28 protein-coding genes and 1 pseudogene are annotated in these 26,420 nt (G+C 65.0%); 11 read left to right on the forward strand and 18 right to left on the reverse strand.

Annotated elements, in window-relative coordinates; all coding sequences use genetic code 11:
* The 3 genes from BLR66_RS00005 to BLR66_RS00015 form a co-directional block, all read left to right on the forward strand.
* Window positions 1–4,638, forward strand: a 4,638-nt coding sequence (locus BLR66_RS00005; RefSeq protein WP_093279607.1) for a beta strand repeat-containing protein, incomplete at its 5' end; no start/stop codon positions are given.
* 85 nt (window positions 4,639–4,723) lie between these two features.
* Window positions 4,724–5,545, forward strand: coding sequence for an OmpA family protein (locus BLR66_RS00010; RefSeq protein WP_093279608.1), 822 nt, complete (start codon window positions 4,724–4,726; stop codon window positions 5,543–5,545).
* A gap of 77 nt (window positions 5,546–5,622) precedes the next feature.
* Window positions 5,623–6,123: a DUF4019 domain-containing protein gene (locus BLR66_RS00015; protein ID WP_093279609.1), complete on the forward strand. Its 501-nt coding sequence runs from the start codon at window positions 5,623–5,625 to the stop codon at window positions 6,121–6,123.
* A gap of 52 nt (window positions 6,124–6,175) precedes the next feature.
* On the opposite strand, the gene BLR66_RS00020 is transcribed toward BLR66_RS00015, so the two are convergent.
* The 6 genes from BLR66_RS00020 to BLR66_RS00045 all read right to left on the reverse strand — a co-directional run bounded on the left by BLR66_RS00020 (window position 6,176) and on the right by BLR66_RS00045 (window position 10,122).
* Complete coding sequence (locus BLR66_RS00020; protein WP_093279610.1) at window positions 6,176–6,850, reverse strand: YrbL family protein; 675 nt, start codon at window positions 6,848–6,850, stop codon at window positions 6,176–6,178.
* Between the two features lie 184 nt (window positions 6,851–7,034).
* A complete protein-coding gene (locus BLR66_RS00025) occupies window positions 7,035–7,526 on the reverse strand; it encodes a hypothetical protein (RefSeq protein WP_093279611.1) in 492 nt (163 codons plus the stop codon).
* Window positions 7,527–7,622: 96 nt separating this feature from the next.
* Complete coding sequence (gene minE, locus BLR66_RS00030) at window positions 7,623–7,877, reverse strand: cell division topological specificity factor MinE (RefSeq protein ID WP_093279612.1); 255 nt, start codon at window positions 7,875–7,877, stop codon at window positions 7,623–7,625.
* 2 nt (window positions 7,878–7,879) lie between these two features.
* Window positions 7,880–8,689: a septum site-determining protein MinD gene (gene minD, locus BLR66_RS00035; protein WP_093279613.1), complete on the reverse strand. Its 810-nt coding sequence runs from the start codon at window positions 8,687–8,689 to the stop codon at window positions 7,880–7,882.
* A gap of 49 nt (window positions 8,690–8,738) precedes the next feature.
* Window positions 8,739–9,518, reverse strand: a complete 780-nt coding sequence (gene minC, locus BLR66_RS00040; RefSeq protein ID WP_093279614.1) for a septum site-determining protein MinC — start codon at window positions 9,516–9,518, stop codon at window positions 8,739–8,741.
* A gap of 10 nt (window positions 9,519–9,528) precedes the next feature.
* The gene (locus BLR66_RS00045) at window positions 9,529–10,122 is read right to left on the reverse strand and encodes a GNAT family N-acetyltransferase (protein ID WP_093279615.1); all 594 of its coding nucleotides are present in this window, start codon (window positions 10,120–10,122) and stop codon (window positions 9,529–9,531) included.
* Window positions 10,123–10,268: 146 nt separating this feature from the next.
* Here BLR66_RS00045 and BLR66_RS00050 point away from each other — a divergent pair, with 146 nt between their 5' ends.
* The 5 genes from BLR66_RS00050 to BLR66_RS00070 all read left to right on the forward strand — a co-directional run bounded on the left by BLR66_RS00050 (window position 10,269) and on the right by BLR66_RS00070 (window position 14,728).
* Entirely contained in the window at window positions 10,269–11,498 is a 1,230-nt protein-coding gene (locus tag BLR66_RS00050; protein ID WP_093279616.1) for a sensor histidine kinase, read from the forward strand.
* Complete coding sequence (locus tag BLR66_RS00055; protein WP_093279617.1) at window positions 11,495–12,136, forward strand: response regulator; 642 nt, start codon at window positions 11,495–11,497, stop codon at window positions 12,134–12,136. Before BLR66_RS00050 ends, BLR66_RS00055 begins: the two co-directional genes overlap by 4 nt.
* Before the next feature lie 203 nt (window positions 12,137–12,339).
* Window positions 12,340–13,500: a polyketide cyclase gene (locus BLR66_RS00060; protein ID WP_093279618.1), complete on the forward strand. Its 1,161-nt coding sequence runs from the start codon at window positions 12,340–12,342 to the stop codon at window positions 13,498–13,500.
* A gap of 170 nt (window positions 13,501–13,670) precedes the next feature.
* Complete coding sequence (locus BLR66_RS00065) at window positions 13,671–14,042, forward strand: DUF423 domain-containing protein (protein WP_093279619.1); 372 nt, start codon at window positions 13,671–13,673, stop codon at window positions 14,040–14,042.
* Between the two features lie 11 nt (window positions 14,043–14,053).
* Window positions 14,054–14,728 carry a DNA-3-methyladenine glycosylase family protein gene (locus BLR66_RS00070; protein ID WP_093279620.1) on the forward strand — a complete coding sequence of 225 codons (675 nt, stop codon included), beginning with the start codon at window positions 14,054–14,056 and terminating at the stop codon, window positions 14,726–14,728.
* Between the two features lie 172 nt (window positions 14,729–14,900).
* Here BLR66_RS00070 and BLR66_RS00075 read toward each other — a convergent pair whose 3' ends face one another.
* The 6 genes from BLR66_RS00075 to BLR66_RS00100 all read right to left on the reverse strand — a co-directional run bounded on the left by BLR66_RS00075 (window position 14,901) and on the right by BLR66_RS00100 (window position 18,818).
* Entirely contained in the window at window positions 14,901–15,938 is a 1,038-nt protein-coding gene (locus BLR66_RS00075) for an NADP-dependent oxidoreductase (RefSeq protein WP_093279621.1), read from the reverse strand.
* Between the two features lie 77 nt (window positions 15,939–16,015).
* Window positions 16,016–16,810: a M15 family metallopeptidase gene (locus BLR66_RS00080; protein ID WP_093279622.1), complete on the reverse strand. Its 795-nt coding sequence runs from the start codon at window positions 16,808–16,810 to the stop codon at window positions 16,016–16,018.
* Between the two features lie 9 nt (window positions 16,811–16,819).
* Window positions 16,820–17,404, reverse strand: a complete 585-nt coding sequence (locus BLR66_RS00085) for a PH domain-containing protein (RefSeq protein ID WP_093279623.1) — start codon at window positions 17,402–17,404, stop codon at window positions 16,820–16,822.
* A 158-nt stretch (window positions 17,405–17,562) separates the two neighbouring features.
* Window positions 17,563–17,742: a DUF4177 domain-containing protein gene (locus BLR66_RS00090; RefSeq protein WP_093279624.1), complete on the reverse strand. Its 180-nt coding sequence runs from the start codon at window positions 17,740–17,742 to the stop codon at window positions 17,563–17,565.
* Entirely contained in the window at window positions 17,742–17,921 is a 180-nt protein-coding gene (locus BLR66_RS00095) for a type II toxin-antitoxin system antitoxin (RefSeq protein ID WP_093279625.1), read from the reverse strand. The genes BLR66_RS00090 and BLR66_RS00095 overlap by 1 nt, the downstream gene beginning before the upstream one ends.
* Window positions 17,922–17,942: 21 nt before the next feature.
* Window positions 17,943–18,818 carry an SPFH domain-containing protein gene (locus tag BLR66_RS00100; RefSeq protein WP_093284038.1) on the reverse strand — a complete coding sequence of 292 codons (876 nt, stop codon included), beginning with the start codon at window positions 18,816–18,818 and terminating at the stop codon, window positions 17,943–17,945.
* 116 nt (window positions 18,819–18,934) lie between these two features.
* Between BLR66_RS00100 and purT the strand changes: the two genes are divergently transcribed.
* Entirely contained in the window at window positions 18,935–20,152 is a 1,218-nt protein-coding gene (gene purT / locus BLR66_RS00105; RefSeq protein WP_093279626.1) for a formate-dependent phosphoribosylglycinamide formyltransferase, read from the forward strand.
* The gene (locus tag BLR66_RS00110; protein ID WP_093279627.1) at window positions 20,149–20,445 is read left to right on the forward strand and encodes a hypothetical protein; all 297 of its coding nucleotides are present in this window, start codon (window positions 20,149–20,151) and stop codon (window positions 20,443–20,445) included. Before purT ends, BLR66_RS00110 begins: the two co-directional genes overlap by 4 nt.
* 105 nt (window positions 20,446–20,550) lie before the next feature.
* On the opposite strand, the pseudogene BLR66_RS00115 reads toward BLR66_RS00110, so the two are convergent.
* The 4 genes and pseudogenes from BLR66_RS00115 to BLR66_RS00130 all read right to left on the reverse strand — a co-directional run.
* Window positions 20,551–21,663 (reverse strand): annotated as a pseudogene (locus BLR66_RS00115) (endonuclease/exonuclease/phosphatase family protein); the annotation flags it as partial.
* A gap of 209 nt (window positions 21,664–21,872) precedes the next feature.
* The gene (locus BLR66_RS00120; protein ID WP_093279629.1) at window positions 21,873–22,277 is read right to left on the reverse strand and encodes a hypothetical protein; all 405 of its coding nucleotides are present in this window, start codon (window positions 22,275–22,277) and stop codon (window positions 21,873–21,875) included.
* A gap of 122 nt (window positions 22,278–22,399) precedes the next feature.
* The gene (locus BLR66_RS00125) at window positions 22,400–23,131 is read right to left on the reverse strand and encodes an arginyltransferase (protein ID WP_093279630.1); all 732 of its coding nucleotides are present in this window, start codon (window positions 23,129–23,131) and stop codon (window positions 22,400–22,402) included.
* A 3-nt stretch (window positions 23,132–23,134) separates the two neighbouring features.
* Window positions 23,135–23,722 carry a hypothetical protein gene (locus tag BLR66_RS00130; RefSeq protein WP_093279631.1) on the reverse strand — a complete coding sequence of 196 codons (588 nt, stop codon included), beginning with the start codon at window positions 23,720–23,722 and terminating at the stop codon, window positions 23,135–23,137.
* Between the two features lie 145 nt (window positions 23,723–23,867).
* Here BLR66_RS00130 and BLR66_RS00135 point away from each other — a divergent pair, with 145 nt between their 5' ends.
* On the forward strand, window positions 23,868–24,473 hold the full coding sequence (locus BLR66_RS00135) for an EF-hand domain-containing protein (protein ID WP_093279632.1): 606 nt from the start codon (window positions 23,868–23,870) through the stop codon (window positions 24,471–24,473).
* A gap of 80 nt (window positions 24,474–24,553) precedes the next feature.
* Here the strand turns inward: BLR66_RS00135 and BLR66_RS00140 are convergent, their stop codons facing one another.
* Together BLR66_RS00140 and BLR66_RS00145 are read right to left on the reverse strand one after the other, a co-directional pair.
* Complete coding sequence (locus BLR66_RS00140; protein ID WP_093279633.1) at window positions 24,554–25,741, reverse strand: RNA polymerase sigma factor; 1,188 nt, start codon at window positions 25,739–25,741, stop codon at window positions 24,554–24,556.
* Window positions 25,742–25,893: 152 nt separating this feature from the next.
* Window positions 25,894–26,418 (reverse strand): putative signal transducing protein, encoded by a 525-nt coding sequence (locus BLR66_RS00145; protein WP_093279634.1) that lies wholly within the window; start codon window positions 26,416–26,418, stop codon window positions 25,894–25,896.
* Window positions 26,419–26,420 lie beyond the last annotated feature (2 nt).

Raw genomic sequence — 26,420 nt, forward strand, 5'->3', positions numbered from 1 at the left:
GGCACCGCCGCGGGCGGCGCAGTGGCGATCGGCCGCTCCAATACCGCCTTCGGCGATGGTGCGGTGGCGATAGGCGATCCCAGCTACGCCAGCGGCACCGGCGCTTTCGTCGGCGGTGCGAACAACATCGCCAACAGCGATGGCACGGCGACGGCCACGGCCGCCAACCAGGCCAATGGTGCGGTGGCGATCGGCAACAACAACCGGGCGATCGGACAGGGCAGCGTGGCACTCGGCAACGGCTCGACCGCCGGCGCTGCCGGTATGGCGGGCAATGTCGCGCTTGGCGACGGTGCGATTGCCGCGACGAGCGCGGGCGATGTGGCGCTGGGTTCGGGTTCGGTGACGGCGGCGACGGTGGCGACCACCAACACGACCATCGACGGCACGGTCTACAACTTTGCCGGCACCGCGCCGACCAGCACCGTCAGCGTGGGGGGCGTCGGTACCGAGCGCACCATCACCAACGTGGCGGCCGGCCGGATCTCCGACACCTCGACCGACGCGATCAACGGCTCGCAGCTGTATGCGACCAACCAGTCCATCGAGAACCTAAGCAACGAAGTCGATGCGAACGCCATCCACTACTACAGCGTCAACGACAACGGCGTGGCCGGCGGCAACTACAACAACGATGGCGCCACCGGCGGCAATGCGATGGCGGCGGGTATCGGTGCGGCGGCTGCGGGAGACAGTTCGACCGCGCTCGGCCACAACGCCACTTCGTCGGGCCTGCAGTCCAATGCGATCGGCTGGAGCGCGGATGCTTCCGGCAACGCAGCCGTGGCGATAGGGTCGGCCTCGATTGCCAGCGGAGCGACTGCCACCGCCATCGGCTTCTCGTCGAACGCCCTTGGCGCCAGTTCGGTTGCCGTGGGCTCCGGTGCCTTCGCAGGCGACGCCGGCAGCACTGCCCTCGGCTCGGGTGCGGCGGCGCAATTCGTGGATTCGGTGGCCATCGGCCGTGGCACGGTGGACAGCGGCGCCAACTCGGTGCTGGTGGGCGCAAGCGCCAGTGGTGCGGCCGGTTCGACCGCGCTGGGCTACAACGCCAGCGCCAACAACGCGGGCGATGTGGCGCTGGGCAATGGCTCGGTGACCGATGCGGTAGTCAATACGCCGAACGTGACCATCGACGGCACGACCTACAACTTCGCCGGCACGACCGCCACCAGCACGGTCAGCGTGGGTGCGGTGGGTGCCGAACGCACCATCACCAATGTCGCGGCCGGTCGGATTTCGGATACCTCGACCGATGCGATCAACGGTTCGCAGCTGTATGCGACCAACCAGTCGATCGAGAACCTCAGCAACGAGGTCGATGCGAACGCCATCCACTACTACAGCGTCAACGACAACGGCGTGCAAGGCGGCAACTACGACAACGATGGCGCCACGGGTATCAATTCGGTAGCTATCGGGATGAACTCGATTGCCACCAATACCGACGGTTTGGCCGCCGGCAATGGCGCCCAGGCGACGGGTACGCGTTCCATCGCCATCGGTCTCGACGCACAAGCCGCCAGCGTAGGCGGTCCCCAGGACAACAATATCGCCATCGGCGTGAGTTCCAGAGCTACCGAACAGGGCGCAACGGCTGTGGGCAACGATGCGCAGGCGCAGGGCGTCAACTCGTCGGCGTACGGTAACGGTTCGCGCGCGACCAACACCTCCGATGCCGCGTTCGGTACCGGCGCCAACGCTTCCGGCGGCGGCAGTGCGGCGCTTGGCGAAGGCACTATCGCTTCGGGTCGCGTCTCGACTGCAGTAGGTTCGGGCGCCTTGGCGACGAATGTCGCAGCCACGGCAGTCGGCGCGGCTGCCAACGCCGCGGGCATAAACTCGACTGCGCTGGGCAGCCTTGCGGTAGCCACCAACACCAACGATGTTGCATTGGGAGCGGGCTCGGTGACGGCTGTCGCTGTCGCCACGCCCAGCACCGTGATCGACGGAACGACCTACAACTTCGCAGGCACCACGCCGACCAGTACGGTCAGCGTCGGTACGGTGGGTGCGGAGCGCACCATCACCAATGTCGCGGCCGGTCGGATTTCGGATACCTCGACCGACGCGATCAACGGTTCGCAGCTGTATGCGACCAACCAGTCCATCGAGAACCTCAGCACCGAGATCGACGCCAACGCAACCCACTACTACAGCGTCAACGACAACGGCGTGCAGGGAGGAAACTACAACAACGACGGCGCGACCGGCATCAATGCGCTGGCGGCGGGCGTGGGCGCCGTTGCGAGCGGCGATAGCAGCTTCGCCGCGGGCGTGGGAGCCGAAGCCGCTGGGATCAACGCCGTGGCGATCGGCAACGGCAGTTCCTCTACGGAGCAGCACACCATTGCGATCGGTGTAGGAAGCAGCGCTTCTGTTCGGCTGGGTATCGCCATCGGCGGCGCATCCAATTCCGCCGGCAATGGCGCGATAGCGATTGGCGATGCCACGCAGTCGACAGGGTTCTCCACAGTCGCCTTGGGACAAACGGCCCAGGCGACGGCAGATTACGCGGTGGGTATCGGACGGCAGGCGAACGCCAGCGCGGAAGGTGGCGTCGCCATGGGCTTCGGCTCGCAAGCCACCGCATTCAATGGCGTAGCCCTTGGCCGCGCGGCGATTGCCGACCGTGTCGGCATGGGCGGTGCGACCGAGCTGTTCTCCAATGCAGCGGTCGCATCGAACGAAGGTGCGGTGTCGGTGGGACAGGCCGGACGTGAGCGCCAGATCATCAACGTGGCGGGCGGTACGCAAGACACCGATGCGGTCAACGTCCGTCAGTTGAGAGCGGTGGCCGATACGGTGACCGCCAATGCAACGCATTACTACAGCGTCAACGACAACGGCGTGACGGGCGGCAACTACAACAACAACGGGGCCACCGGCATCAACGCGCTGGCGGCTGGCGTGAATGCTGCGGCGAGCGGGGATTCTTCGGTGGCCATCGGTTCGGGAGCCACGGCCGCGGACGCCAACAGCGTGGCTCTGGGTGCGGGCGCCGTGACTTCCACGGCGGTCGCAACCCCAAGCGTGGTTATCCGCGGTACGACCTACAACTTCCAGGGTATCGCCCCGGTGGGTGTGGTCAGCGTGGGCAGCGCCGGTGCCGAGCGCCAGATCACCAATGTGGCGGCCGGTCAGATCAGCGCCACCAGCACCGACGCCATCAATGGCTCGCAGCTGTATGCGACCAACCTGGCGATCAACAGCATCGTCAGCGGCGGCGGCATCATGTACTTCCACGCCAACTCGACCGATCCGGATTCCATCGCTGGCGGTTTGAACTCGGTGGCCATCGGTCCCAACACCGTCGCCAGCGGCGACGGCGGTTATGCGGCGGGCGACGGCGCACTGGCCGTCGGCAGCAACAGCATCGCAGTGGGTACCGGCGCCTCGGCCACCGGCGACAACGCCATCGCCCAAGGCAATGGCGCGGTAGTCAACGGAACCGACAGCACGGCTATCGGCAACGGCGCCAGCGTTGCCGCCGATAACGGCCTGGCCCTGGGCGCGGGCGCCACGGTCACCCACGCCAACAGCGTGGCGCTGGGTTCGGGTTCGGCCACCACGGTCGGCGCGCAGACCGGTTACAACGCCGCCTATGTGGGCAGCAGCAACTCCACCGGCGAAGTCAACGTCGGCGGGCGCACCATCACCGGTGTGGCACCGGGTATCGCCGGTACCGATGCGGTCAACGTGGACCAGCTGACGGCAGGCCTCAACAGCATCACTGTCGATAACACCGCCATCAACAACGCCATCACCAATCTGGACAACCGTGTCACCACCATCGAGGGCGATATCACCGACATCCAGGGCGACATCGTCGATATCCAGGGCGACATCACCAACCTGACCGATACGGTGAACAACATCACCGGCGACATCACCGCCGTGCAGAACGGCGGCGATGGCATGTTCCAGGTCAGTCAGGAAGGCCCGATCGTCAAGCCGCTGCCGACGGGGACCAACTCCTCGGCCGGTGGCAACGGTGCGGCGGCCGGCGGCAACAACGCGCTGGCGGTGGGCAATCAGAGCAACGCCAGCGGCAACAACAGCACGGCGATCGGTACCGGTTCCACCGCCTCGGCCACCAACAGCACCGCCCTGGGTAACAACGCTTCGGCCACCCACGGCAACAGCGTGGCGCTGGGCGCGGGCTCGGCCACCACGGTGGGCGCGCAGACCAACTACAACGCCGCGTATGTGGGCAGCAGCACCTCCACTGGCGAAGTGAACATCGGCGGGCGCACCATCACCGGCGTAGCGCCGGGCATCGCCGCTACCGATGCGGTCAACGTCAGCCAGTTGCAGGGCGGCGTCAACTACGCCATCGAGCAGTCCAACGCCTACACCGACAGCCGGCTGGCCCAGTTGGACAACGATGTGTGGACGATGGAACGCAACTACCGCGGCGCGACTTCCTCGGCGATGGCCATGGCGGGCCTGCCACAGGCCTACCTGCCGGGCAAGAGCATGCTGTCGGTGGGCTTCGGTGGCTACCAGGGCGAATACGGCATGGCCTTCGGCCTGTCGGGCATCACCGAGAACGGCCGCTACGTCTACAAGGCATCGGCCAGCGGCAACACCTCGCGCGATTGGGGCTTCTCCGTCGGTGCAGGCATCCAGTGGTGACTGGCTGCGTGCCCTTCCTTCGCGGAAGGGCACGCACCGATACCGCCCGACAAAAGCCATCCACTAAATTCGAAGGGGAATACACATGAAGCACCAACTCAAAATCTGCAGCATGGTTCTGCTGGCGGTAGGCGCCGCGTTCGCGCTGTCCGCCTGCGGCACCCGCCACGTCAGCCGCGACATCAGCCCGCAAGGCGTGGCCGGCGAAGTGATTTTTCCGGATCCCGCGCACATCGTGCTCAAGGGCGGCACCTTCCCCAATCTGGGCGATCTGCGCCTGGTGGGACCGGGTATGACCAAGGACCAGCTGTATCAACTACTGGGCCGGCCGCATTTTCATGAAGGCTACGTCGGCGTGCGCGAGTGGGACTATCTTTTCCACTTCCGCAAGGGCGACGAAGTCATCACCTGCCAGTACAAGGTCGTCTACGACAAGGACTACATCGCCCAGACCTTCCATTGGGCGCCGGCATCCTGTGCCGACCTTCTGGCCGAACCAGTGCCGGTAGCAGCGGAACCGAAGGAGCGCACGTTCAACCTGTCGGCCGATGCCTTGTTCGCGTTCGCCAAATACGGCGCCGAGGACATCCTGCCCAGGGGCCGCGAAGAGCTGGCTGCAATCGCCACCCAGCTAAAAGAAGCCGACGACGCGGCGATCAGAATCGTGGGCCATACCGACCGCATCGGCAGCGATGCTTCCAACCAGGTGTTGTCGCAACGGCGCGCGCAGACGGTTCGTGAGTTCCTGGTCGACCGCGGCGTGACGGCTTCGGCCATCACCGCCGAAGGCCGTGGCGAAAGGGAACCGGTCAAGGATTGCGAGGATCAGGCGCGCGATGCGTTGATCGCCTGCCTGGCCCCCAATCGCCGGGTCGAAATCCAGGTCGCCGCCAGCTCGGCTCGCTGAGCATCTTCGACTGTGGCGCAGGGTCCGCTGGTCTAGACTAGCGGACGCCCACAGGCACTCAATATCAGGAACAGCATATGAAAACTTCGAAGTTCGTACTCGCTTCGCTGCTGCTGGCTTTCGCCGGGGCGGCTTCCGCACAGCAGCCGGCGCGCGCGCCTGCCCAGAATCCGCAGGCTGCGCAGCAGAAACTGACGCCCGAGCAGCAGGCACAGGTCGCCCGCCAGGATGCGGAGATGAGCAAAGCCGCAGCGCAGGTCGTGCAGCTGGTGGACCAGAACAAGACCGCCGAGGTCTGGGCGGGCGCTTCCCCGGTTGCGAAAGGCGCAGTAGGCATGGATGAGTTCGTCAAACAGATCGCGCTGGACCGGCAGAAGCTCGGTGCCGTTACCGAGCGCAAACAGGTGGCGGTCACCCGCGCCCTTTATCCGGCGGGCGGGCAAGTGCCTGCCGGCAATTACGTCAATGTGGTCTACGCCACCAAGTTCGCCAGTTCGCCGCAGGCCGTGCGCGAACTGGTTTCGTTCCATCTGGACGAAGACAAGACCTGGCGGGTATCCGGATACAGCTTGCGCTGATCCGCAGAGCAAACCGCCCGCTCCTACAAACGGTGGTGGGATCGGCTCTGCTTCATTGCGCTTCGCCCAGCGCGGCGCGGATGCGCTGGCGCAGCCGTTGGGCGCGGCGTTCGATCTTGCGGCGCATCAGGCTTGGCGACCAGCGCGAGAACGGCAGGATCTCCTTGCCGCTCAATATCGATTTGGTGTCGATGCAGACCAGCCTGGCCTGGTCGCCGTGCGGAAGCACTACGAAATTTCCCGCGTTGAGATCGAATAGCGGGATCTGGTGGCGGATCAGCCATGCTTCGAAAACATCGACCGCGGCGCAGAGTACTTCCGCCGAATAACGCGATTCGGTGAAAAGGTAGTGGTACAGGCTGGGCGCTGGCGTTCCGTCGTCAAGCAATATGCAGTCGCAGCGCAACGCTCTTCCGTGGGGCGTGTCTACCAGGTCATGGCAAGCGGCGAGATAGACGTCGGTGTCGGGGCCCAGTCGCGCGCGGAGTTTCCGATAGGCGCGCAATTCGGTTTCGTTTTCGCCGAAGCGGGGGAAGCGGACGGCCAGCCAGCGCCGCATGCGTTGCCGCGCGCCGACGCGCGTTCGTTCGCTGGAAGGCAGCTCGAACTTAAGGCAATGCGAAGGGTCGCCAGGATCGCGCGCGCACAAACGATTGGCGCCGCGGGAAATGATCTGCAGGCCTTGCCGGTCTTCAGCGTCATTGTCTGGATGGGTTTGCGGAACCATGCTCGTCAGTTTGCCTGATATTGGCCGTACAGGAGCGGCATGGAATGTGCAGAGGTGAGGTGGGAGCGGCGTCTCGCCGCGAGCTCTTGGTTGGGCTATGCCGGATCCACGCGTCGGGGGCGTAGCCCCGACCTACGGTAGCGGCGAAGAACTCGCGGCGGGACGCCGCTCCCACGCGCTTCGCTCAAGCTGGAAGCAGGTTGCGTTCCATCAGCCATGCGCGTGCATCTTCCGCGTCGCGCTCGAACCACGCCCGCGTGCTGCCCAGCCGGAACGAATAGCCCCATGCATCCATGTCCGCCATCAGGCGCTCGCGACCCACGCCGGGCAGATCGTCCGCAAGCACGATCTGCAGGTAGCAGGTGGCGTCTTCCTCGATGTCCGAATCGGTGGCGTCGGTATGCACCAGCGCCCGGCGTTCGGGCGGCAGCACGATCAGGTGGCAGGCTTCGTGCAACAGCGAATGCACCGGCGTGTCGCCACGCGCGTATACGCTGCTGCCGATCACGCCGGCTTCCGGGTCGCCCCAGAAGCTGCCGGGGATGGAGAGCCCGTCTTCAACCGCATGAAACTCCAGCTGGTGACGGGCGAGCAGGGCCACAAGATCTTCGAGCGGCAGGTCGGCGACCCGCAACACTTCGGGAAGAGGAGCGGCGCTGGCGAGAACGGAACTCATAGGATGACTGTAGGAGCGGGCCCTGCCCGCGACCGCTCTTGGCGCTATTCTTTCGACAAAGAGCGGTCGCGGGCAGGGCCCGCTCCTACGGAAGGCTCAGGCGTGGCCTTCCTGCAGCGACACCGAGATGTCCAGCACGTCGTGCTCGCCTTCCTTGATCAGCTTCACGTTGACCGCATCGGCATCGACGTTGACGTACTTCTTGATCACTTCCAGCAGTTCGCGCTGCAGCATGGGCAGATAGTCCGGCCCGCCGCGGGTGGTGCGTTCCTGCGCCACGATGATGCGCAGGCGGTCCCTGGCGATGGAGGCGGTTTCTTTTTTCGGCTTGAGGAAATCGAACAGTCCCATGCTCAACCTCCGAACAGCTTATTGAAGAAACCCTTTTTCTCCACGGTAGTGAAGCGCAGCGGACGTTCTTCGCCCAGCAGCCTGCCCACGGCGTCGTCGTAGGCCTGGCCGGCTTGGGATTCCAGTTCCAGGATGACCGGTTCGCCCTTGTTGGAGGCGTTGAGCACATCGCCCGATTCGGGGATGACGCCGATCGTCTTCAGACCCAGCACTTCCTCGACGTCCTTGATGCTCAGCATCTCGCCGCCTTCCACGCGCGAGGGGCTGTAGCGGGTCAACAACAGGTAGGGTTTCAGTGTCTCGCCGTTCTCGGCCTTGCGGGTCTTGGAATCCAGCAGGCCCAGGATGCGGTCGGAGTCGCGGACGCTGGAGACTTCCGGATTCACCACCACCACGGCGGTATCGGCGAAATACATGGCCAGGTAGGCGCCTTTCTCGATGCCGGCCGGCGAATCGCAGACGATATAGTCGAAGCCGTCGGCGTCCAGGTCCTTCAGCACTTTTTCCACGCCTTCCTTGGTCAGCGCGTCTTTGTCGCGGGTCTGCGAAGCGGCCAGGATGAACAGCGTGTCGAAACGTTTGTCCTTGATCAGCGCCTGCTTCAGCGTGGCCTCGCCCTGGGTGACGTTGACGAAGTCGTACACCACCCGGCGCTCGCAGCCCATGATCAGGTCCAGGTTGCGCAAGCCCACGTCGAAATCGATGACTGCGACTTTCTTGCCGCGGCGCGCAAGGCCGCAGGCGATGCTTGCGCTGGTGGTGGTCTTGCCTACGCCGCCCTTGCCGGAAGTGACTACGATTATTTCAGCCAATGGTGTATCTCCTTTCTTCTTGTTCTTGGTATGGGTAACGCCGCGGCGCTTACTGGGCGGCGATCATGAGTTGTTCTTTTTCGAGCCACACCTGCACCGGTTTGCCGCGCAGCTCCTTGGGTACGTCTTCCAGCACTTTGTAGTGGCCGGCGATGGCCACCAGTTCGGCATGGAATTCGCGGCAGAAAATGCGCGCGTCGGTGTTGCCCTGCGCGCCGGCCAGCGCGCGGCCGCGCAAGGTGCCGTAGATGTGGATGGAGCCGTCGGCGATGACTTCGGCGCCGGCGCCGACCGTGCTGAGCACGGTGAGGTCGCGATTCTCGGCGTACAGCTGCTGGCCGGAACGCACGGGCGTCTTCTGCACCAGTCCCGGGCTGGCGGCAGCGGTAGCGGCTTTGGCGGCCTTTGCCGGGGCGGGTTCGGCCGGGGCGTTTTCCCGGCGCGCAGGCGCTGCAGCGGCGGGCGCGGCGGCAGCGACGGGTTCGTATTGCGCACGGAATTTGGCCAGCAGCGGCAAGCCCAGCTGTTCGGCCAGTTGTTCGGTTTCGCGCGTGCCATAGGAAAGGCCGACCGGCAGCACGCCCGCACCGCGTAGTCCTTCCATCAGTGCCTGGGCGGTGGCGACGTCCGGCATTTGCGCCAGCCCGCCGAAATCGACAATGACCGGGGCGCGGCCGAACAACTTCGGCGCGCGGTCGACGCGTTCGCGCATTTCGCGCGACAGCTGGGCCACGTCCAGGGTGCGCACGCGCAGATTGGCGATGCCTACCTGGCCGATCTTGAGTTCGCCGGCCTGCTCGTAGTCCAGGTTCGCTGAGGTCGCGCTCATGAAGTCAGGCTCATGTTCCGGTGGACCTTTCGGCCGCCGCCACGATCAGGCGGCTGCGTGCCCAGGGCAGGTCGGGCAGGGCGTCGCCATAGGTCTCGCGCACCCAGGGGTAGCTGCACAATTCCTTCATCAGCATGCTGGCGCGTACGCCGGCATCGGGCATCTGGTTCTGGCCTACTTCCTTGAAGCCGAAGCTGCCGTGGAACAGCAGCGCCGGGTCGGCGCCGTGGTCCAGGAATACTTCGCAGGCCAGCTGCGGGTATCTCAATTCGGCGTAGCTCTGCACGTCGGCATAGAAGGCGCGGCCCACGCCGCCGCCGCGGCGGCGGCTGGCCACCACGATGCGGTCGATGTAGAAGAATTTCGGATAGCGTTCGCGGAACCAGGCGAAGTTGCTGCTGTCGTGGTCCGAATCGGCTCCGAAACCGACCAGAAAGCCGGCCAGGTTGCCGTCGCGTTCGGCGACGCGGAAATATTCGGCCTGCTCGTGGAAACGGTGCAGCCTGGCCGAATCCAGCGGCAGGATCGCCAGTCCGGCGTTGTTGTTCAGGGCTAGGACGGAATCCAGCTCGTGCTCGCGCACGTCGCGGATGACAATCGACATTCAACTCGCTCCGGGGAGATGGTACGGGTGGCCGCGAGCCACCGGGCCGGATTATCGCATGCGCGGCATGGCGCGGGGCGGCCCCGGAACCGCATACATGACTTTCGGTCAGGGTGGGCGCCGGGCAATCGGCCTAAGATGGATGGATGTTGAATCGACTCAGCCACACCCGTCTCCTGCGTGCAGCCGGTCTGTACACGTGGGCGCTGGTGGGCATCCCGATCATCCTGAACGTTTGGTTTCTGCCGCCTTCACGCGGTGTGGACGAGACCACGGGGCTGGGCATCAACGTGCCCATGACCATCGTTTCCTATTTGGCTTTCGGGCTCTGCTACTGGCTGGCTACCCGTTCGCTGGGTTCCCGGGACACGCTGGCCTCGACCCGTGGCAATTTCGTCCTGCTGATGGTGCTGACGACCGCGGCGGTGGCGGTGGGCTATTTCACCCAGACCGGACTGAGCGCGATGCTGCTGCTGGTCATGGCCGGGGTGCTGCCCTGGATCCTCAGCCTGCGGGCGGCGGTGGCGTGGCTGCTGCTGGCCCATATCCCGCTGGTGCCCTCGTTCATGGCCCGCGACGATTTCAGCTTCTGGGAAGCGTTGTTCCAGTCGACTTTCTACGTCGGATTTTCCGCATTCGTGCTGGTTACCGCGTATGTGGCGCGGCAGCAGGCGCAGGCGCGGGACGAGCAGCGCAGGCTCAACGCGGAGTTGCGCGCCACCCGCATGCTGCTGGCCGAAAGCGCCCGGGTGAACGAACGCACCCGCATTTCCCGCGAACTGCACGACTTGCTGGGCCATCACCTGACCGCGCTCAGCCTGAATCTGGAAGTCGCCGGCCACATGACCGAGGGCCGCGCGCTGGAGCACGTCAAGCAGGCCCACACCCTGGCCAAGCTCTTGCTGACCGACGTGCGCGAGGTGGTCAGCCAATTGCGCGAGGGCGACGCCATCGACCTGGGGGGCGCGCTGCTGCTGCTGACCGAACGGGTGCCGGCGCTGGCCATACACATGAATATCGAAGAACCGCTGACCCTGGACGATGCCGAACGGGCCCATGTGCTGCTGCGCTGCACCCAGGAGATCATCACCAATGCCGTACGCCATGCCGGCGCACGCAATCTCTGGATCCATTGCCGGCGCGACGGCGGCCAGATCGTGATCAACGCCCACGACGACGGGCAGGGCGCGGATGTGGTGATCGCCGGCAATGGCCTGCGCGGCATGCGCGAACGCCTGCGCCAGCATGGCGGCAACATGACCATCGAATCCCGCGCGGGCGGCGGTTTCCGCCTGTGCCTGCAAGTTCCTGTCGAGACGACCGAACCCCTTGCCCTGGAGCTTCGCCCAGAGCCCCTTACCGGAGGTACCGCATGATCCGTGTCTGCCTGGTCGACGACCAAACGCTGGTGAGGGAGGGCATCCGCTCCCTGTTGGGATTGGACGACGGCATCGAGGTAGTGGCCGAGGCCGCCGACGGCCGTCAGGCGGTGGAGCTTATTCCCCAGATCAAACCCGACGTGGTGCTGATGGACATGCGCATGCCGGTGATGTCCGGGCTGGAAGCCTTGCAGGCCCTGGCCGCCGCGCACCAGCTGCCGCCGGCGATCATCCTCACCACTTTCGACGACGACCAGCTGGTGCTGGCGGGGCTGAAGGCGGGGGCCAAGGGCTATCTGCTGAAGGACGTCTCGCTGGAACAGCTGGTGGGCGCGATCCGCACCGTGGCTTCGGGCGGTTCGCTGGTGCAGCCGGCGGTGACCCAGCGTCTGCTGTCGGGCCTGGAGCACATGCGCAACGAGTTCGTCAGCCTGGACCGCCCCGATCCGCTGACCGACCGGGAAACCGAGATCCTGCGCCTGATGGCCAGCGGCTTCTCCAACAAGGAGATCGCCAATTCCCTGGGCGTGGCCGAGGGCACGATCAAGAACCACGTCTCCAATATCCTGTCCAAACTGGGCGTACGCGATCGCACCCGGGCCGTGCTCAAGGCATTCGAACTTCAGCTGGTCTGAACCGGAAAGCCGGCAGGACAGGGCGGGTCGCCCCCTGTCCGATTCTGCGGTTTTCGCTGTTTTCCGCCGTGAGTGAAGCTTCCGTTGCGCTGCAACGCAGCGCCCGCCGATGCACCGACGGGCTGACCGAATCCGTCAAGCCTGCTAGGATGCGCCCTGCACCTATTTCACTGGCCAAGGGATCGGCCCCCGGAGACTGCTGAATGACCCGTTTGCTCGAGTTCCTGATTGCACTGGCGCTTGTTCTTGCGCTATTCCTGGTGGTCGGCCTGGTGCTGCCTTCCAAGCGTCACTTGGTGGATAGCACCGAGACCAACCGACGCATGACTATCGTGTTCGACACCATCAACAACGTCCGCCGGCTGAAGGACTGGAACCTGCTGATGCCCAGCAAGGTTTCCGAGCTGACCTACAGCGGCGGCGGCGAAGGCCATACCGGCGTCGGCGCGCGCGTCGATTTCAACTCGGCCGACAAGCGCTGGGGCAAGGGCCATTGGGAAATCACCGAGAGCGAGGCTCCGGCCGGCACCGGTGGCGGCAAGGTGGGGTACGCCATCGAAGACCGCAGTCCCGGCGGCGACAAGAAGACCGTCTTCACTCTTGAGCCGGCCGGCAAGAACGGCCGCAACGTGAAAGTCACCCAGACTTACGACGTCAGCTACGGCTGGAACCTGCTCGGCCGTTTCAACGGCATGTACGTCAGCCGCCACGTCGGCGATTCGGTCAAGGCCAGCTTGTCCAAGCTGACCAACATGCTGGCCACCGTGCCCAATTTCGACTACCGCATCGAAGGCTCCAAGCTGACCGGCCTCAAGGTGGTCGAGCTTCCCGCCGAAGACCTGCTGGTGGTCAAGGCCGGCAACATCGACCGCAACAACGAAGTCATCAAAGCGTCGATCAAGGCCAACCAGGAGTGGATCAAGCGCGTGATGGAATCCAACGGCCTGGAGGCCGCCGGTCCGGTGCGCATCATCACCACCGATTTCGGTACCGAAAAGTACGCCTTCGACGTGGCCCAACCGGTGCGCAAGCGCAGCGGCGCCGCTTCGAAACCGGCCAGTGGCGACAAGGCCAAGGAGCCGCCGATCACGCCGCCGGCCGCGACCACTGCTTCGGCTGGTCCGCTGAAGGTTTCGGTTTCCGGTACGCCGGTCGAGTACGTACATGTCGAAGCGCACAGGGCCGCTTCGGCCAATTACACGGGCTACATGGCAGAACTGGACGCCGTGCGTAATTCGCTGCGCGCCTGGGCGATGACCAATGGCTACGAAGTCGCCGACCGTCCTTACGAATCCTGGAAGGGCGGCGTGGATCAGGCGTTCACCGCCGATGGCGCGTTCGATGTCTATTGGGCCATCAAGTAAGAACAAACTCGTAGGAGCACGCCTGGTGACGCCAGGCGATAAGCGATAAACGCGTCGCGGACTCCGGTCCGCGCGCGGTTTGGGGGTAACGCGCCGCTTTTGCGGCGCGTTGCATTTCGGAGTATCCGCTGTCATCGGCCAGGACGCCGCTTCCTGAAGAGGCCGCTGCTTTGTTGCATTACGACCGTCGTCAACGCAAACCCTCCTTGCTCGCTTTTTCCGGCGCCCTGTTCGCCGCGCTCGCCGTCGCGCTAGGCGCCTACGCCGCCCATGGCGTGGCCGACGCGCACGCGCAATCCAATCTGCAGACCGCCGCGTTGTACGCGTTCGGTCACGGCATCGCGCTTGCCGCGCTTGCCGCCGGCACCTCCCGGTCGCTGGGGCGTGCGGGCCTCTATCTGTTGCTGATAGGCACACTGCTGTTTTCGGGCAGCCTGGCCTTGGCGGCGCTGACGCAGATCAATGCCAAACTGGCGCCGGTGGGCGGCATCGGTTTGATGCTGGGCTGGCTGTTGTGGGCGCTCGACGCGATCCGTCGCTGAGGTCCGCCCGCATGCCCCGTCACGCCCGGGGGTTCGATACCCGGGAAGCCTTCGATCATCTGAGCAAGCGCGACCGCAAGCTGGGCGCGTGGATGAAGCGCGTCGGCTACCTGGAGCCGCAGCCGGGCTGGCGCAAGCCGTTCGACCCGGTCGACGCTCTGGCCCGCGCGATCCTGTATCAGCAGCTCAGCGGCAAGGCGGCCTCGACCATCGTGGGCCGCCTGGAGGCTGCCATCGGCAGCGCCCGGCTGCATTCCGACACGCTGGGGCGCATCGACGATGCGGCCTTGCGCGCCTGTGGCGTCTCCGGCAACAAGACCCTCGCCTTGCGCGATCTGGCGGCCCGCGAAGCCAATGGGGAAATCCCCAATCTGCGGCAGATGTCCACGATGCATCAGGACGATATCGTCGCCGCGCTGGTGCCGGTGCGGGGAATCGGCCGCTGGACTGTGGAAATGATGCTGATGTTCCGCCTGGGCCGTCCCGATGTGCTGCCGGTGGACGATCTGGGCATCCGCAAGGGCGCCCAGCGCGTGGACAAACTGGAAACGATGCCGACGCCGAAGGAATTGCTGGCGCGCGGAGAGCGCTGGGGTCCGTACCGTACCTACGCCAGCCAGTACCTGTGGCGCATCGCCGATTTCGCCGCCGAGGCGAAGACGCCGACCAAGCGTTCTCAGGATTGATTCAAATAATCGCCGAACAAGTGCGTGAACATTGGCACCGTTCGTGGTGAGCTTGTCGAACCACGCTCTTGGCGAGGTATCTCAGTAGGTAGGAAGTCGTTTTTCCTCGAAAAGCGTGGTTCGACAAGCTCACCACGAACGGGTTTACATATTCAGAGATTGGATTCGCGCGTTATTCCGATGCGACTTGCAGCACCAGCTTGCCGAAGTTCTCGCCAGTGAAGAGTTTTACCAGCGATTCCGGGAAAGTCTCAAGGCCAACCACCACGTCCTCGCGCGATTTCATGCGGCCGTCCTTCAGGTAACCCGCAAGCTCGGCGATGGCGACCGGATAACGGTCGGCGTAATCGAACACCACGATTCCCTCCATGCGCGCGCGATTGACCAATAGCGACAGGTAGTTCTTCGGTCCCTGCACGCCGGTGGCGCTGTTGTACTGGGAAACCGCCCCGCAGATGACGATGCGCGCCTTGCGGCGCAGACGCGCCAGCACGTGATCCAGGATTTCGCCGCCCACGTTGTCGAAGTAGATGTCGATGCCGTCGGGGCAATGCGTCTTCAGACCGGCGCGCACGTCTTCGTTCTTGTAGTCGATGCAGGCGTCGAAGCCCATTTCGTCCACTACGAAGTCGCACTTGGCCTTGCCGCCGGCGATGCCGACCACCCGGCATCCCTTGATCCTGGCCAGTTGGCCTACGGTCTGGCCCACTGCGCCCGAAGCGCCCGAGACCACCACCACATCGCCTTCCTTCGGTTGACCCACGTCCATCAGGCCGAAGTAGCCGGTCATGCCCGGCATGCCCAGCACGTTGAGCCATTGGGTGATGGTTCCCATGCGCAGGTCGATCTTGCTGATGCCGTGGCGCTTGATTTCGGCGGGCGCGAACTGGCGGTATTCCTGCACGCCCAAGCCTCCGGTCACCAGGTCGCCGGCCGCGAAGCTCTCGTGCTTGGAAGCCACCACCTTGCCGATGCCACCCGCGCGCATCACCTCGCCGATTTCCACCGGCGCGATGTACGACTTGCCCTCGTTCATCCAGCCGCGCATCGCAGGATCCAGCGACAGCGAAAGCGTCTTCACCAGCACGCCGCCCTCGACCGGCTCGGCCACCGCTTCGGTGGTGAACTGCCAGTTCTCGCGCGTGGTCATGCCGACCGGGCGATTGGCCAGGCGTATCTGGTGGTTTTGCAGCGAAGCGAGATTGGTCATGTGGATTCCGTAGGTCGGGGCTACGCCCCCGACGCGATTGGTCTTGGATGAAAGCGCGTCGGGGGCGTAGCCCCGACCTACCGGTAACGCCAGTGCCAGGGTTCGTAGATGATGCCGTGGGGATTGTCGCGTGGATAGCTCATGAGGAAACCGAAAGTTTCTGCATTCGCTGTCAGCCAAGCGAACGCAGCCGTGTCCTCGAACGATTCTTCCGCGGGAGCTTCGCCGGGAGTGCCGATATCCAACGCATTGCCGCTGTGATGCTCGCTGTAGCCGGGCGCGGCGTTCACAGTGAGGATATGTTCCACCGTCTGTCCGCGCGCGAGTTTGCGTTCGAAGATGCCCAGTTGGTAATGGTGGCTGCGATAGCCGGAAATGGCCTCGAGCACGACCCCGTCGCCGCCCGCCGCGTGTCGCATGGCTTCCCACGCGCGCGCCGCACGCGCGGTGAGCCATAGTGGACGCCGGTAGCGGTCGAATCCTGCGAAGGCAAGGGCGGCGGGTTCCGGCACCAGTTCAAGCCCGACCTGCTCGCCGTAGCTTTCGTCCAGGCCCAGATAGTCCAAGCGCTCTATCAACCGGTCCAGCGGCAGTTCGCCCGAGGCGTCGATATCGAAACCGCGATCGGTGCGCAGGCCGTCGAGCGCGTCGAGCGCGGCTTCCACGCCCGGTTCGTGCGCCCAGCGCGGCGACAGCGACAGCATGCCTTCCGGCAGCGCGGCCGCCAGATAGCGGCCGTCGCGCTTGCGCCGCAGCACATGCCCGGCCCGCGACAGCGCCCGCGCATCGGCGTTGCTGCGCGCGCGCAGCAGGCCGGCGGGCCAGAGTTCCACTTCCGGGGTATTTATCAGGATTCGGGGCTGGCCGCGCATCGGCCCAGCTTAGCGGCGCAGCGGATTTGTCGCCAGTTCGCGCAATCGGTTGAGCAGGGCGTCGGGTTGCTGCGGCTGCAGCAGCAGGCCGGTGCTGTGGGCGGTGGGCAACCACAGCGCACGGCGTTCTCCGGCGATGGCGACGAATGCTTTTTCGCGGTTGCGCAGGCGGAAGTGGCCGCTGTGAAAGCCTGGCACCGAATAGCCGTTGGTCTTCACTCCCGGCTTGAACTCCGTGCGCTCGTCCAGGTCGATCACCCGCGCCTCATCCAGCCTCAGCTCCGGCAACGGAACGACCCGCGAGTAGAAGCTGGTCTTCACTTCCAAAGAGTCGGCAGAAAGCGTCAGCCGATGCCGATGCATGGCCCTGTCCAGAAGCGCCCAGACGACCGACATCAACAGCGCCTCGGCGCCGACGATCGCCGCGCCCACCAGGATCGGATCGCCGCCGGCGAAGTCCCAATGCGTGTCGCCGCTCTTGACCGCGAGCAAGGCCGCAAGGGTGACCAGCACCGGCAGCAGCACGCACAGGCAGAACATCCAAAGCCGTGGCTGCTTGCCGGGCGGCACCAGCTGCAGGTGCGGCTCAAGCATGCGCGCGCTCACCGCAGCAACAGCATCGCGCCGGCGCCAAGCAGTGCGGCCGACGCGCCAAGCAGAACAGGCACCAGGGACCGGGACTTGCCCGGAAAGCGGCTTTCAATCAGTCGTCTTACATGCAGCACAGCGCACTCCTTACTGGTAGCGGCCAATCAGGCGGGCTTCTTCAGCACCAGGCGCACGGCGTCCATGGCTTCGGCATGCGACATCGACACCAGTTCCCAACCCTGCTGCCCCAGCCGGGTCAACTCTTCCTGCACGCGCTCGGTCACCGAGCGTCCGAACATCTGCACCTTGATCTCGGCGACGTGATAGCTCCAGCGGATACTCATTACTTCGTCTCCTTCTTGTCTTCGCTGACTTTGGGCAACCGCCCGGCCTTGCGTAGCGCGTCTCGCAACACGTATTCGATCTGCGCATTCAACGAACGCAGGTCGTCATCGGCCCAGCGCTGCGCCGCGTTCAGTACGTCGGCGCTGATGCGCAGGGGATAGGCTTTTTTCTCTGCCACGATCCGGTCCGGCCCGCCGGCTCAGTACAGCGTGCCGGCGTTGACGATAGGCTGCGACCCGCGCTCGCTGCACAGCACCACCAGCAGGTTGCTGACCATTTGCGCCTTGCGCTCTTCGTCCAGCTGGACCACGCCTTTCTTCTGCAGCTCGTCCAGGGCCATCTCCACCATGCTGACCGCACCGAACACGATGCGGGTACGCGCGGCGACCACTGCGTTGGCCTGCTGGCGCTGCAACATGGCCTGGGCGATTTCGGGCGCATAGGCCAGGTGGCTGATGCGTGCGTCCAGCACCTGTACGCCGGCATCGGCCAGGCGGTCCTGTAACTCGTCCAGCAGGTGCTTGGAAACCTCGGCGGCATGGCTGCGCAGGGCAAGCTGGCCGTCCTCGTGCTGGTCGTAGGGATAGCTGGTGGCCATGGTGCGCAGGGCCGACTCGGACTGGATGTGCACGAAGCTTTCGTAGTCGTCGACGTTGTAGACGGCCTCGGCCGAATCCACCACCTGCCAGACGATCACTGCGGCGATTTCGATGGGGCTGCCGTCCAGTTCGTTGACTTTGAGCTTGCCGCTCTCGAAGTTGCGCACGCGTTGGGAAACTTTCTTGGTGGCATAGAAGGGGTTGTTCCAGCGTAGGCCATTGTCCTTCACCGTGCCGATGTACTTGCCGAACAGACTGACCACCGCCGCCTGGTTGGGCTGCACGGTGTACAGGCCGATCAGACTCAAGAACGCCACGATACCGGTCACCAGACCAGCGATCAGCAGCAGCGGGTTAGGCGGGGCTTCGCCACGGCCGGTGCCGTTGATGAACAGCCAGACTGCCAGGATGGCGACGACCAGCACGCCGAGCAGGAAGGGAATGCCGGGAAGCGAACGGAGCGGATTTTCTTTCATGGCGGTGTCCTCGGGGTTCATGGTGAAGATATCAAAGTGATATCAAATGTCAACAAGTCGCCGACAGCCGGAGAGGGGGTCGCTAAAATGGCGGCTCCTCCGTCCGGAACCCCCGCATGACCACTCTCGGCACCCCGCTTTCTCCGCACGCCACCCGCGTTCTGCTACTCGGATCGGGAGAGCTGGGCAAGGAGGTCGCATTGGAACTGCAGCGTTTCGGGGTGGAGGTCATCGCCGCCGACCGTTACGCCGACGCCCCGGCAATGCAGGTGGCGCATCGTTCGCATGTGCTGGACATGCTGGATCCCGCTGCGCTCCGCGCGCTGATCGCACTGGAGAAACCGCACCTGATAGTGCCGGAAATCGAGGCCATCCATACCCAGACCCTGGTGGAGCTGGAGGCCGAAGAAGGCCTGCGCGCGGCCCCCATCCGTATTGTCCCCACGGCGCGCGCAGCGCGCCTGACCATGGACCGCGAAGGCATCCGCAGGTTGGCTGCTGAAACCCTGGGGCTGCCGACCTCTCCGTACCGTTTTGTAGACACGCATGCCGACTACCGCCAGGCCGTGGCCGCCATCGGCCTGCCGTGCGTGGTCAAGCCGGTGATGTCCTCGTCGGGCAAGGGCCAGAGCACCTTGCGCGCTGAATCCGATATCGATGCGGCCTGGGAATACGCGCAAACCGGCGGCCGTGCCGGCGCGGGCCGGGTGATCGTGGAAGGCTTCATCGACTTCGATTACGAGATCACCCTGCTGACCGTGCGCCATGCCGGCGGCACTTCGTTCTGCGATCCCATCGGGCACTGGCAGAAGGACGGTGACTACCGCGAAAGTTGGCAGCCGCAACCGATGTCGCCGCTGGCGCTGCAGCGTTCGCAGCAGATCGCGCAGACGATCACCGACGACCTGGGCGGTTGGGGTTTGTTCGGCGTGGAGCTGTTTGTGAAAGGCGACGAAGTGTGGTTCAGCGAAGTGTCGCCGCGCCCGCACGATACCGGCCTGGTCACGCTGGTTTCGCAGGATCTGAGCGAATTCGCGCTGCATGCGCGGGCGATCCTGGGTTTGCCGATTCCTGCGATACGCCAGCTTGGCGCGTCCGCCTCCTGTGCGATGCTGGCGCACGGCGACGGCGTGCCGGTGTTCTCCAACATCGAAGCCGCCCTGCAGACGCCGGATACTGCGCTGCGATTGTTCGGCAAACCGCGGGTGCAGGGCCATCGCCGCGTCGGCGTGACCTTGGCCCGCGCCGATACCCTGGACGCAGCACGGCAGATCGCGCGGCAAGCTTGCGAAGCGATTTCCATCGAACTCGAACCCGAAGGAACACAGTCATGAACGGAGGCGAAGGTTACGCGGTGTTTTTCTTCCCGCAGGCGCTGGAAGCGCTGGGCGAGGCCATCAAGCCGTACCTGGCCGAAGGGCCGGCCGGCGTGCATGTGCTGTGCAAGGAAATCGACACCGCCGGCGCGTTGATCGAAATGACGCTGCAGTCCCAGACCGCCGACGGCATGTCGTCGGTCACCGAGCTGATGGTGCCCGGCAGCATGGTGCGCATGATCGTTTCGGCCCATAGCGACGGCAGTTTCGGCTTCGGGCCGCGCAAGGCGGCGCCTGCTATGGGCTATTGATTGCTGGCTGGCTTTTCGGATTCCAGCGGGGGCAAGCTAGCGGGAAGTAAAACACCGGCCATCCGGCATTCGCTGGGATAACGTCGTTGCGGATGGATGCCGCGTTCATTCAATCGACAGATCGACCCACACCAGATGGTGGTCGCTGCCGTCGGCGATCCTGGCCTCTTCGCTGCTTGACGGCGGCCAGAACACTCCGCTTGCGATCAAACCGAAGCCGGTGGACGGCAAGACATAGTCCAGCCGCATCGCGCCCGCTTTCGGGCCGAAATCTCCGGTGACATGCGCGGGCGATCCGCGATGCTCGATGCCTGTCGCGGCGTAGACGGCCGCGACCTCCGCGCCCCCCTCGCTTCGCGGGGTGGCATGGCGCATCACGCGCGGATGTTCGAGCAGTTCGAGGATCGCCTCGTGCGAACCATCGCCGTCGATAGGATCGTTGTTCAGATCGCCGGCGATCACGAAGCGCGCGTTGCCGGCCAGGCCGCCGCAACGCCCCGCGTCGTCGCACAGCCAGGGCTTGTCGCCGGGCGAGATATATTCCGACCACAACCGGATTTCATCGTGATTGCGCTTGCCGTTGCGGTCTTCCGGGCCGTCGAATACCGGCGGAGTAGGGTGCGACACCAGGAAATGGGTAGTGCCACCCGGCGTCCGCACCGGCACGTCCCAATGCGATTTGGAAGACAGCCGCAACTGGCTCCAGATATCGTCCGGATAGAAGTAACCGCGCGAGGCAGGATCGATCGGACGCAATGCATCGGGCATCGCACTCCAGCGCAATTTCTGGAAAGTACGCACCGCAGCGGCGTCTATGGGGTACTTCGACAGCACCAGCATGCCGTATTGGCCTGGATGCAGCCCGTAGCCCCACGCATCGTTGCCGCGACTGCGGCCTTCGCCGCCGGCTTGCCCGTTGCGGTCCAGGTCCAGGCCGCTGGGAACGCCGGTATTGACCGGCGCCAGATAGCGGTAGGGATACTTCAGCGCTTCGCCGCCGCCGGCTTGCGCAACCTGCAGGTAACGCTGCTGGAAAAGATCGGCGGCGCGGTGCGCATCGTCGTAGTCGAATTCGTTCAACAGCACTAGGTCCGGCCGCACCCGTTGCAGTACCGCCGCGATCTTGCGCGCATGCGCGCTGTCGCCTTCCAGCTCGCGGATCAAGCCGCCGTCTTCGTCCGAGTACAACGAGGTGTTGTAGGTGGCGACGCGGATTTTCTTCTCCGTGGCATAAGCGGAAGGGTCGCCATGCACGTTGACGTGCACGCAGGCGGCGAGGATGGGGAGCATGAGCAGGGCAGTCAGGAATAGGCGCATGGCCGGATTCTGACATGCACCCGTGTCGGTGAGGCGACAAAAAAAGCGCCCCGGTTTCCCGGAGCGCCTTCAGGGGCCGAACGACGAGGCACAGCCCCTCGCTGTCGATCTCAGAACGTGCAACCCATCGCGCCGAAGCTGGTCTTGGCCTGCTCCATCGCGGTCTTGCACTGCGCGGCCAGCGCGGTCTTGTCGGTGACGGAGGACCAGCTGGCCTTCGACTGGTCGATGCCCTGCTTCATCATGTCGCGCTGGGCTTCCGGCACCTTGTCGCTGATGCAGGCATAGACTTTCTCGAGGTAGGTGTCGCATTCCGGCACGCCGGTGCTGGCGTTGACGGTATCGGCAGCCGCCGGAGCGGCGGCGGTCGTGTCCGCAGCCGGCGCAGCAGCATCGGCAGCAGGCGCGGCAGCGGTATCGGCGGCAGGCGCAGCATCGGCTGGCTTGTCGGCAGGCTTACAGGCGGCCAGCGCCAGGGTGGCCGCAGCGGCCAGGAAAAGGGCATTCAATTTCATGTAAAGCTCCATTTGATTTGAGGTTGAATGGACGAGGACAACCGCCTCGCCTGCCTCGCAGATCGGCAACTGACGATCCCGCGGGCGCGCCATGCTCTCACGAGAGTCCGATCGCCATGTTCTTAATCGGTTAACTGCGACCGATTCCAATTGCGGCCGTCGAACGCTTCCAGGGGCTGGAAGCGACGCTTGTAGTCCATTTTCCTATGGCCCTGTATCCAATAGCCCAGGTACAGATGGCGGCGCGACTCGCGTCTTGCCCACTCCAGTTGGCGCAGGATCGCCAGGGTGCCCAGGCTGCGCTTTTCCAGATCGGGGTCGAAGAAGGTGTAGACGGCCGAAAAGGCTTCCGGAGTGATGTCGGTGACGGCCACGGCGATGAGCTTGCCGTGTTCGCGCAGTTCCAGGAAGCGCCCTTGCGACCAGCTGCCCACCAGGAACTGTTCGAACTCCACCGCGCCGTGGTCGTCCATGCCGCCGTCGCGATGGCGCGCGGCCAGGTAGCGGCGATACAGCGCCAGATGCTCGTCGGTGCGTTCTGCGGGCACGATGCGCGCTTCGACTTCCTTGTTGCGCGCCGCGCATCGCCGCTGGCTGCGGTCGGGCAGGAATTCCATTACCGGGATACGCACTGCCACGCAGGCACGGCAGCCTTCGCAATGCGGCCGGTAGACCAGATCGCCGGAGCGGCGGAAACCCCAGCTCAGCGCGACAGGATAGAAGGACGCCAGACGCGGATCGCGTGGGTCCAGGACCAGATCGCGCGCGGTCCGGTCTTCCCAGTAGCCGCAGGGATGCTCGCCGGTATGGAACAGGCGCAGGTCGTCGGCCGGTTGTTGCGGATCGTTGCCCATCGCTCACACCGCCCCGGCGACGACGGCCAGCGCGAACGCTGTTCCGGCGAGCGCACCGATGGCAACCCCGGCAATGAGGTCGCGCGGCACGTGGCGCTGCAAAGCCAGACGCGACCAGGCCACCGCGCCCGCGAAACATAGCCCGGCAAGGCCCGCCCACCAGGGAGCATCGAACAGCAGCAGGAAAACGGCGAACACCACGAACGCCATGTGCAGCGAAAGCTTGCACCAGCGCGAGGTCAGCATGGCGGTGGCTACCATCGCCGCCGACAAGGCCAGGCCCAGCGTGAGCTGCGCGGAAAAGCCGAACCAGGCCGCGCATGCGGTGGAAGCCAGCAGAGCGACCAGCAGAAAGCGATTCAACGACCTGCGTTCGCTTTTGCCGCTGGCGTCCACATGCGACCAGCGCCCGCGCCGCACCTGCCAGCTCGAATAAGCCATTACCACCGCGGCGAAGGCGGTGAATCCGAGCGCCATCCACAGGGCGATCCGGTATTGCCCGCGCGCCGCGGTCACCGCCAGGGCCGCCAACGGCAGCGCCACCATCGGGTGTCCGGAGATGGAAACAGCACGGGCCAGGGCGTGGTTCATAGGGGGCAGGATACTGCGGGGTGCGCATCGCGTGGGTTGCGAATGTCTGCAAAATGAATAAGCGGGTAATCCGGTCAACGTGGGTTGGGTCCGGGCGTTAACCCTGGCAGTGGCGGAACCGCGCCACGCCTTCCCGGAGATTCACATGACCCGCAAGACTCTGCTCACGCTCGCCGTCCTGACCGCGCTGGCCGCCGGCACCGCCTTCGCCGCCACCACGCCCGCCTCCAGCGCTCCCGCAGCCGATGGGCAACCGGCGCCCCGCGCCAAGCTCGATACCAATGGCGATGGCAGCGTGGACCGCGCTGAAGCGGCCAAGCACCCGCGCCTGGCCGGCAAGTTCGACGAGCTGGACAAGAACAAGGACGGCAAGCTGAGCAAGGAAGAAATGCCGCGCCACGGCGACCGCAAACATGGCGGGGACGGCCATGGTCCGCGCGGGGAAGACAGGCGCGAAGCGATGGCCAAACTGGATACCGACAAGGACGGCCGTATCAGCCGCACCGAGGCGGCCGCCGGCGAAGGCAAGCTGGCTTCGCGTTTCGATGAGATGGACGCCAACAAGGACGGTTTCATCGACCGCGCCGACCATGAGATCCGCGCCAAGCAGCGCAGCGATGAATGGTTCGCCAAGGCCGATACCGACAAGGACGGCAAGCTCACCCGAGCCGAACTGGATGCGGCCAAGTCGAAGCGGATGGAGCATCGCGGCTCGCGCGGGCCGATGCCGCCGGAACAGCCGGCCAATTGATTCTGCTTCGTTCCACAAAAGACCCATGCCCGAGAGGACATGGGTTTTTTTATCGAGTTTCTTTCCTGTCGTCTTCTTGTCTAATTCAGCAGCGCCCAGCCTATCGCCAGGGCCACGCTCATGTTGGCGATGAGCACACCGGTGCGGCCGTACATGCTTTCGTAAGCCCAGTTGGTGCCGGTGCGGCCACGCCGGGCGTTATCGCGTGCCAGCAGCGGCTTCATGATCCGCTGCAGTGGCACCAGGCACTGGTAGTTGATGACCGCCATGCCGGCCAGCGCATAAATCAGTATCGGCAGCCGGTGGTGGGTGATGCCGACCAGTATCAAGACGCCGATACTGAAGACTGCGGCCGTCGCGGTGTTCATGAAAATAAAACCGCGGATCTGTCTGCGTTCGTCGGCGGTATCGGCAAAGCGCAACAGGAACAGTCCTCCCAGATAGCCGCCCAGCATGCCGCCTGCCAACGCGGCCAGTACGACATGCAGTTGCCCGCCGAACATCGTGCCCCAAGCGCCGAGCGCGACTCCGCCGTTGACGGCCGAGGCGCCGAGTCCGCCCGCTCCCAGTTTTCCCGCTCCCGAACCCACCGCACTGGCGCCGATGAGCGCGGCGGCGCTGGCGCCGGGGGCGGCCACCATCAGCGCGCCGCTCACCGCTACGGCGAAAGCGGCGCTCGGCGCGGTGGTGCGCGCGAACTCGCCGAAGCGCTTGAGCATTTCTTCGCGCACGTTGCTGCGCGCGCGCGACAGGCGTTTGCGGACTGCCGCATCGCTCAGGCCCAGCAAGGAAGCGACCTGCTGCGAACTCTGGCCTTCGCGGTAATAGAGAAGCAAGGTTTCGCGGCTTTCCTCGGGCAGGCTGGAGATGAGGTCGGCGGCGACGATTTCCTGCTCGGTCTGCAACAGTCGCTCGCTGGGAGTGGGCGACGGATCGGCGGCCATCTGGATCGCGATCTCCGCGCCTTCGCCCGACAGCGGCCGGTTGCGGTTGGCACGCAGGTGGTCGCGCGCCAGGTTGCGGGTGATCTGGCGCAACCAGGGCAGAAAGCTGGCGGAGTTGTTGAGCCGGTCCAACTGCTGCCACGCCTTCAGGAACGCTTCCTGGGCGATGTCCTCGCTGGCGGCCACATCGCGGGTGATGGCCAGGGCGATGGCGGTCACCGTGTTCTGGCAGGCGACGACGATGCGGCCATAGGCGGTCTGATCGCCGCGCGCGGCGGCGGGCAGGTCGCGGCGCAACATCAGGTCGAGGGCTTCGGCGTTCATACGGGTTTCCGCAATAGGATCGGCTTTACCACGACGCCGCCAGAGCGCCGATGTGACCAAATGAAATGACACGATGTGGGAGCGGCGTCCCGCCGCGAGCTCTTGCTCTCTGCAGTCACTAAAAGCTCGCGGCGGGACGCCGCTCCCACCCGCTATTTCTTGGCCGGATCAGCGGGTTGATTTGGAATCTGCACGCGTATGGTTTCGTCTTCCACTGCTGGCGCGGGCTCAACGGCAGGCTGAGCTGGCGCGGGAGCTTGCGCAGCAGGTTGCGACGCTTCCTGCGCGCCGCGATGGCGCGTGAGCGTCACCAGGACTGCGATCGCCACCGCTATGAGCAGAGCGATGCGGATACGCCAGGCCAGCGGACGCTTGGTCGGTTCGTCGCCGGCCTCGGCGCCCGCAAAAACCAGCGGTTCCCCTTGGGCCGGACGCGTAGTCGCCAGCAGGCCGGCCGCACGCAGGATCTCTCGCGCACGCGGCTGGTCCTCGGCGCGTTTCACCCAGACGCTGGGCTGCTGCTTGAGCTTCATCGGCTCGGCATAGCTGAACTGGCCGCCGCGCTTGCTGTGGTAGGAACGCCCGTTGGCCAAGTAGACCTCTATGCCGGCTTCTTCCAGCAGTTTGGCTACGCCTTCGACGGTTTCGACCCGCAGACTGGTGAAGACCTGACGCATGG

Source organism: Pseudoxanthomonas sp. CF125, assembly GCF_900104085.1.
Taxonomy (GTDB): Bacteria; Pseudomonadota; Gammaproteobacteria; order Xanthomonadales; family Xanthomonadaceae; genus Pseudoxanthomonas_A.

What these genes read in the sequence shown, in the direction of transcription:
- BLR66_RS00080 (WP_093279622.1), bottom strand. Translation starts at nt 16,810, where the DNA reads ATGCGCGGCCAGCCCCGAATCCTGATAAATACCCCGGAAGTGGAACTC.
- BLR66_RS00100 (WP_093284038.1), bottom strand. Translation starts at nt 18,818, where the DNA reads ATGAAAGAAAATCCGCTCCGTTCGCTTCCCGGCATTCCCTTCCTGCTC.
- BLR66_RS00020 (WP_093279610.1), bottom strand. Translation starts at nt 6,850, where the DNA reads ATGGTTCCGCAAACCCATCCAGACAATGACGCTGAAGACCGGCAAGGC.
- BLR66_RS00045 (WP_093279615.1), bottom strand. Translation starts at nt 10,122, where the DNA reads ATGTCGATTGTCATCCGCGACGTGCGCGAGCACGAGCTGGATTCCGTC.
- BLR66_RS00130 (WP_093279631.1), bottom strand. Translation starts at nt 23,722, where the DNA reads ATGAACCACGCCCTGGCCCGTGCTGTTTCCATCTCCGGACACCCGATG.
- BLR66_RS00125 (WP_093279630.1), bottom strand. Translation starts at nt 23,131, where the DNA reads ATGGGCAACGATCCGCAACAACCGGCCGACGACCTGCGCCTGTTCCAT.
- BLR66_RS00010 (WP_093279608.1), top strand. Translation starts at nt 4,724, where the DNA reads ATGAAGCACCAACTCAAAATCTGCAGCATGGTTCTGCTGGCGGTAGGC.
- BLR66_RS00145 (WP_093279634.1), bottom strand. Translation starts at nt 26,418, where the DNA reads ATGCGTCAGGTCTTCACCAGTCTGCGGGTCGAAACCGTCGAAGGCGTA.
- BLR66_RS00050 (WP_093279616.1), top strand. Translation starts at nt 10,269, where the DNA reads ATGTTGAATCGACTCAGCCACACCCGTCTCCTGCGTGCAGCCGGTCTG.
- BLR66_RS00015 (WP_093279609.1), top strand. Translation starts at nt 5,623, where the DNA reads ATGAAAACTTCGAAGTTCGTACTCGCTTCGCTGCTGCTGGCTTTCGCC.
- minE (WP_093279612.1), bottom strand. Translation starts at nt 7,877, where the DNA reads ATGGGACTGTTCGATTTCCTCAAGCCGAAAAAAGAAACCGCCTCCATC.
- BLR66_RS00025 (WP_093279611.1), bottom strand. Translation starts at nt 7,526, where the DNA reads ATGAGTTCCGTTCTCGCCAGCGCCGCTCCTCTTCCCGAAGTGTTGCGG.
- BLR66_RS00110 (WP_093279627.1), top strand. Translation starts at nt 20,149, where the DNA reads ATGAACGGAGGCGAAGGTTACGCGGTGTTTTTCTTCCCGCAGGCGCTG.
- BLR66_RS00135 (WP_093279632.1), top strand. Translation starts at nt 23,868, where the DNA reads ATGACCCGCAAGACTCTGCTCACGCTCGCCGTCCTGACCGCGCTGGCC.
- BLR66_RS00090 (WP_093279624.1), bottom strand. Translation starts at nt 17,742, where the DNA reads ATGAGTATCCGCTGGAGCTATCACGTCGCCGAGATCAAGGTGCAGATG.
- minC (WP_093279614.1), bottom strand. Translation starts at nt 9,518, where the DNA reads ATGAGCGCGACCTCAGCGAACCTGGACTACGAGCAGGCCGGCGAACTC.
- BLR66_RS00060 (WP_093279618.1), top strand. Translation starts at nt 12,340, where the DNA reads ATGACCCGTTTGCTCGAGTTCCTGATTGCACTGGCGCTTGTTCTTGCG.
- BLR66_RS00055 (WP_093279617.1), top strand. Translation starts at nt 11,495, where the DNA reads ATGATCCGTGTCTGCCTGGTCGACGACCAAACGCTGGTGAGGGAGGGC.
- BLR66_RS00140 (WP_093279633.1), bottom strand. Translation starts at nt 25,741, where the DNA reads ATGAACGCCGAAGCCCTCGACCTGATGTTGCGCCGCGACCTGCCCGCC.
- BLR66_RS00085 (WP_093279623.1), bottom strand. Translation starts at nt 17,404, where the DNA reads ATGCTTGAGCCGCACCTGCAGCTGGTGCCGCCCGGCAAGCAGCCACGG.
- BLR66_RS00120 (WP_093279629.1), bottom strand. Translation starts at nt 22,277, where the DNA reads ATGAAATTGAATGCCCTTTTCCTGGCCGCTGCGGCCACCCTGGCGCTG.
- BLR66_RS00075 (WP_093279621.1), bottom strand. Translation starts at nt 15,938, where the DNA reads ATGACCAATCTCGCTTCGCTGCAAAACCACCAGATACGCCTGGCCAAT.
- purT (WP_093279626.1), top strand. Translation starts at nt 18,935, where the DNA reads ATGACCACTCTCGGCACCCCGCTTTCTCCGCACGCCACCCGCGTTCTG.
- BLR66_RS00070 (WP_093279620.1), top strand. Translation starts at nt 14,054, where the DNA reads ATGCCCCGTCACGCCCGGGGGTTCGATACCCGGGAAGCCTTCGATCAT.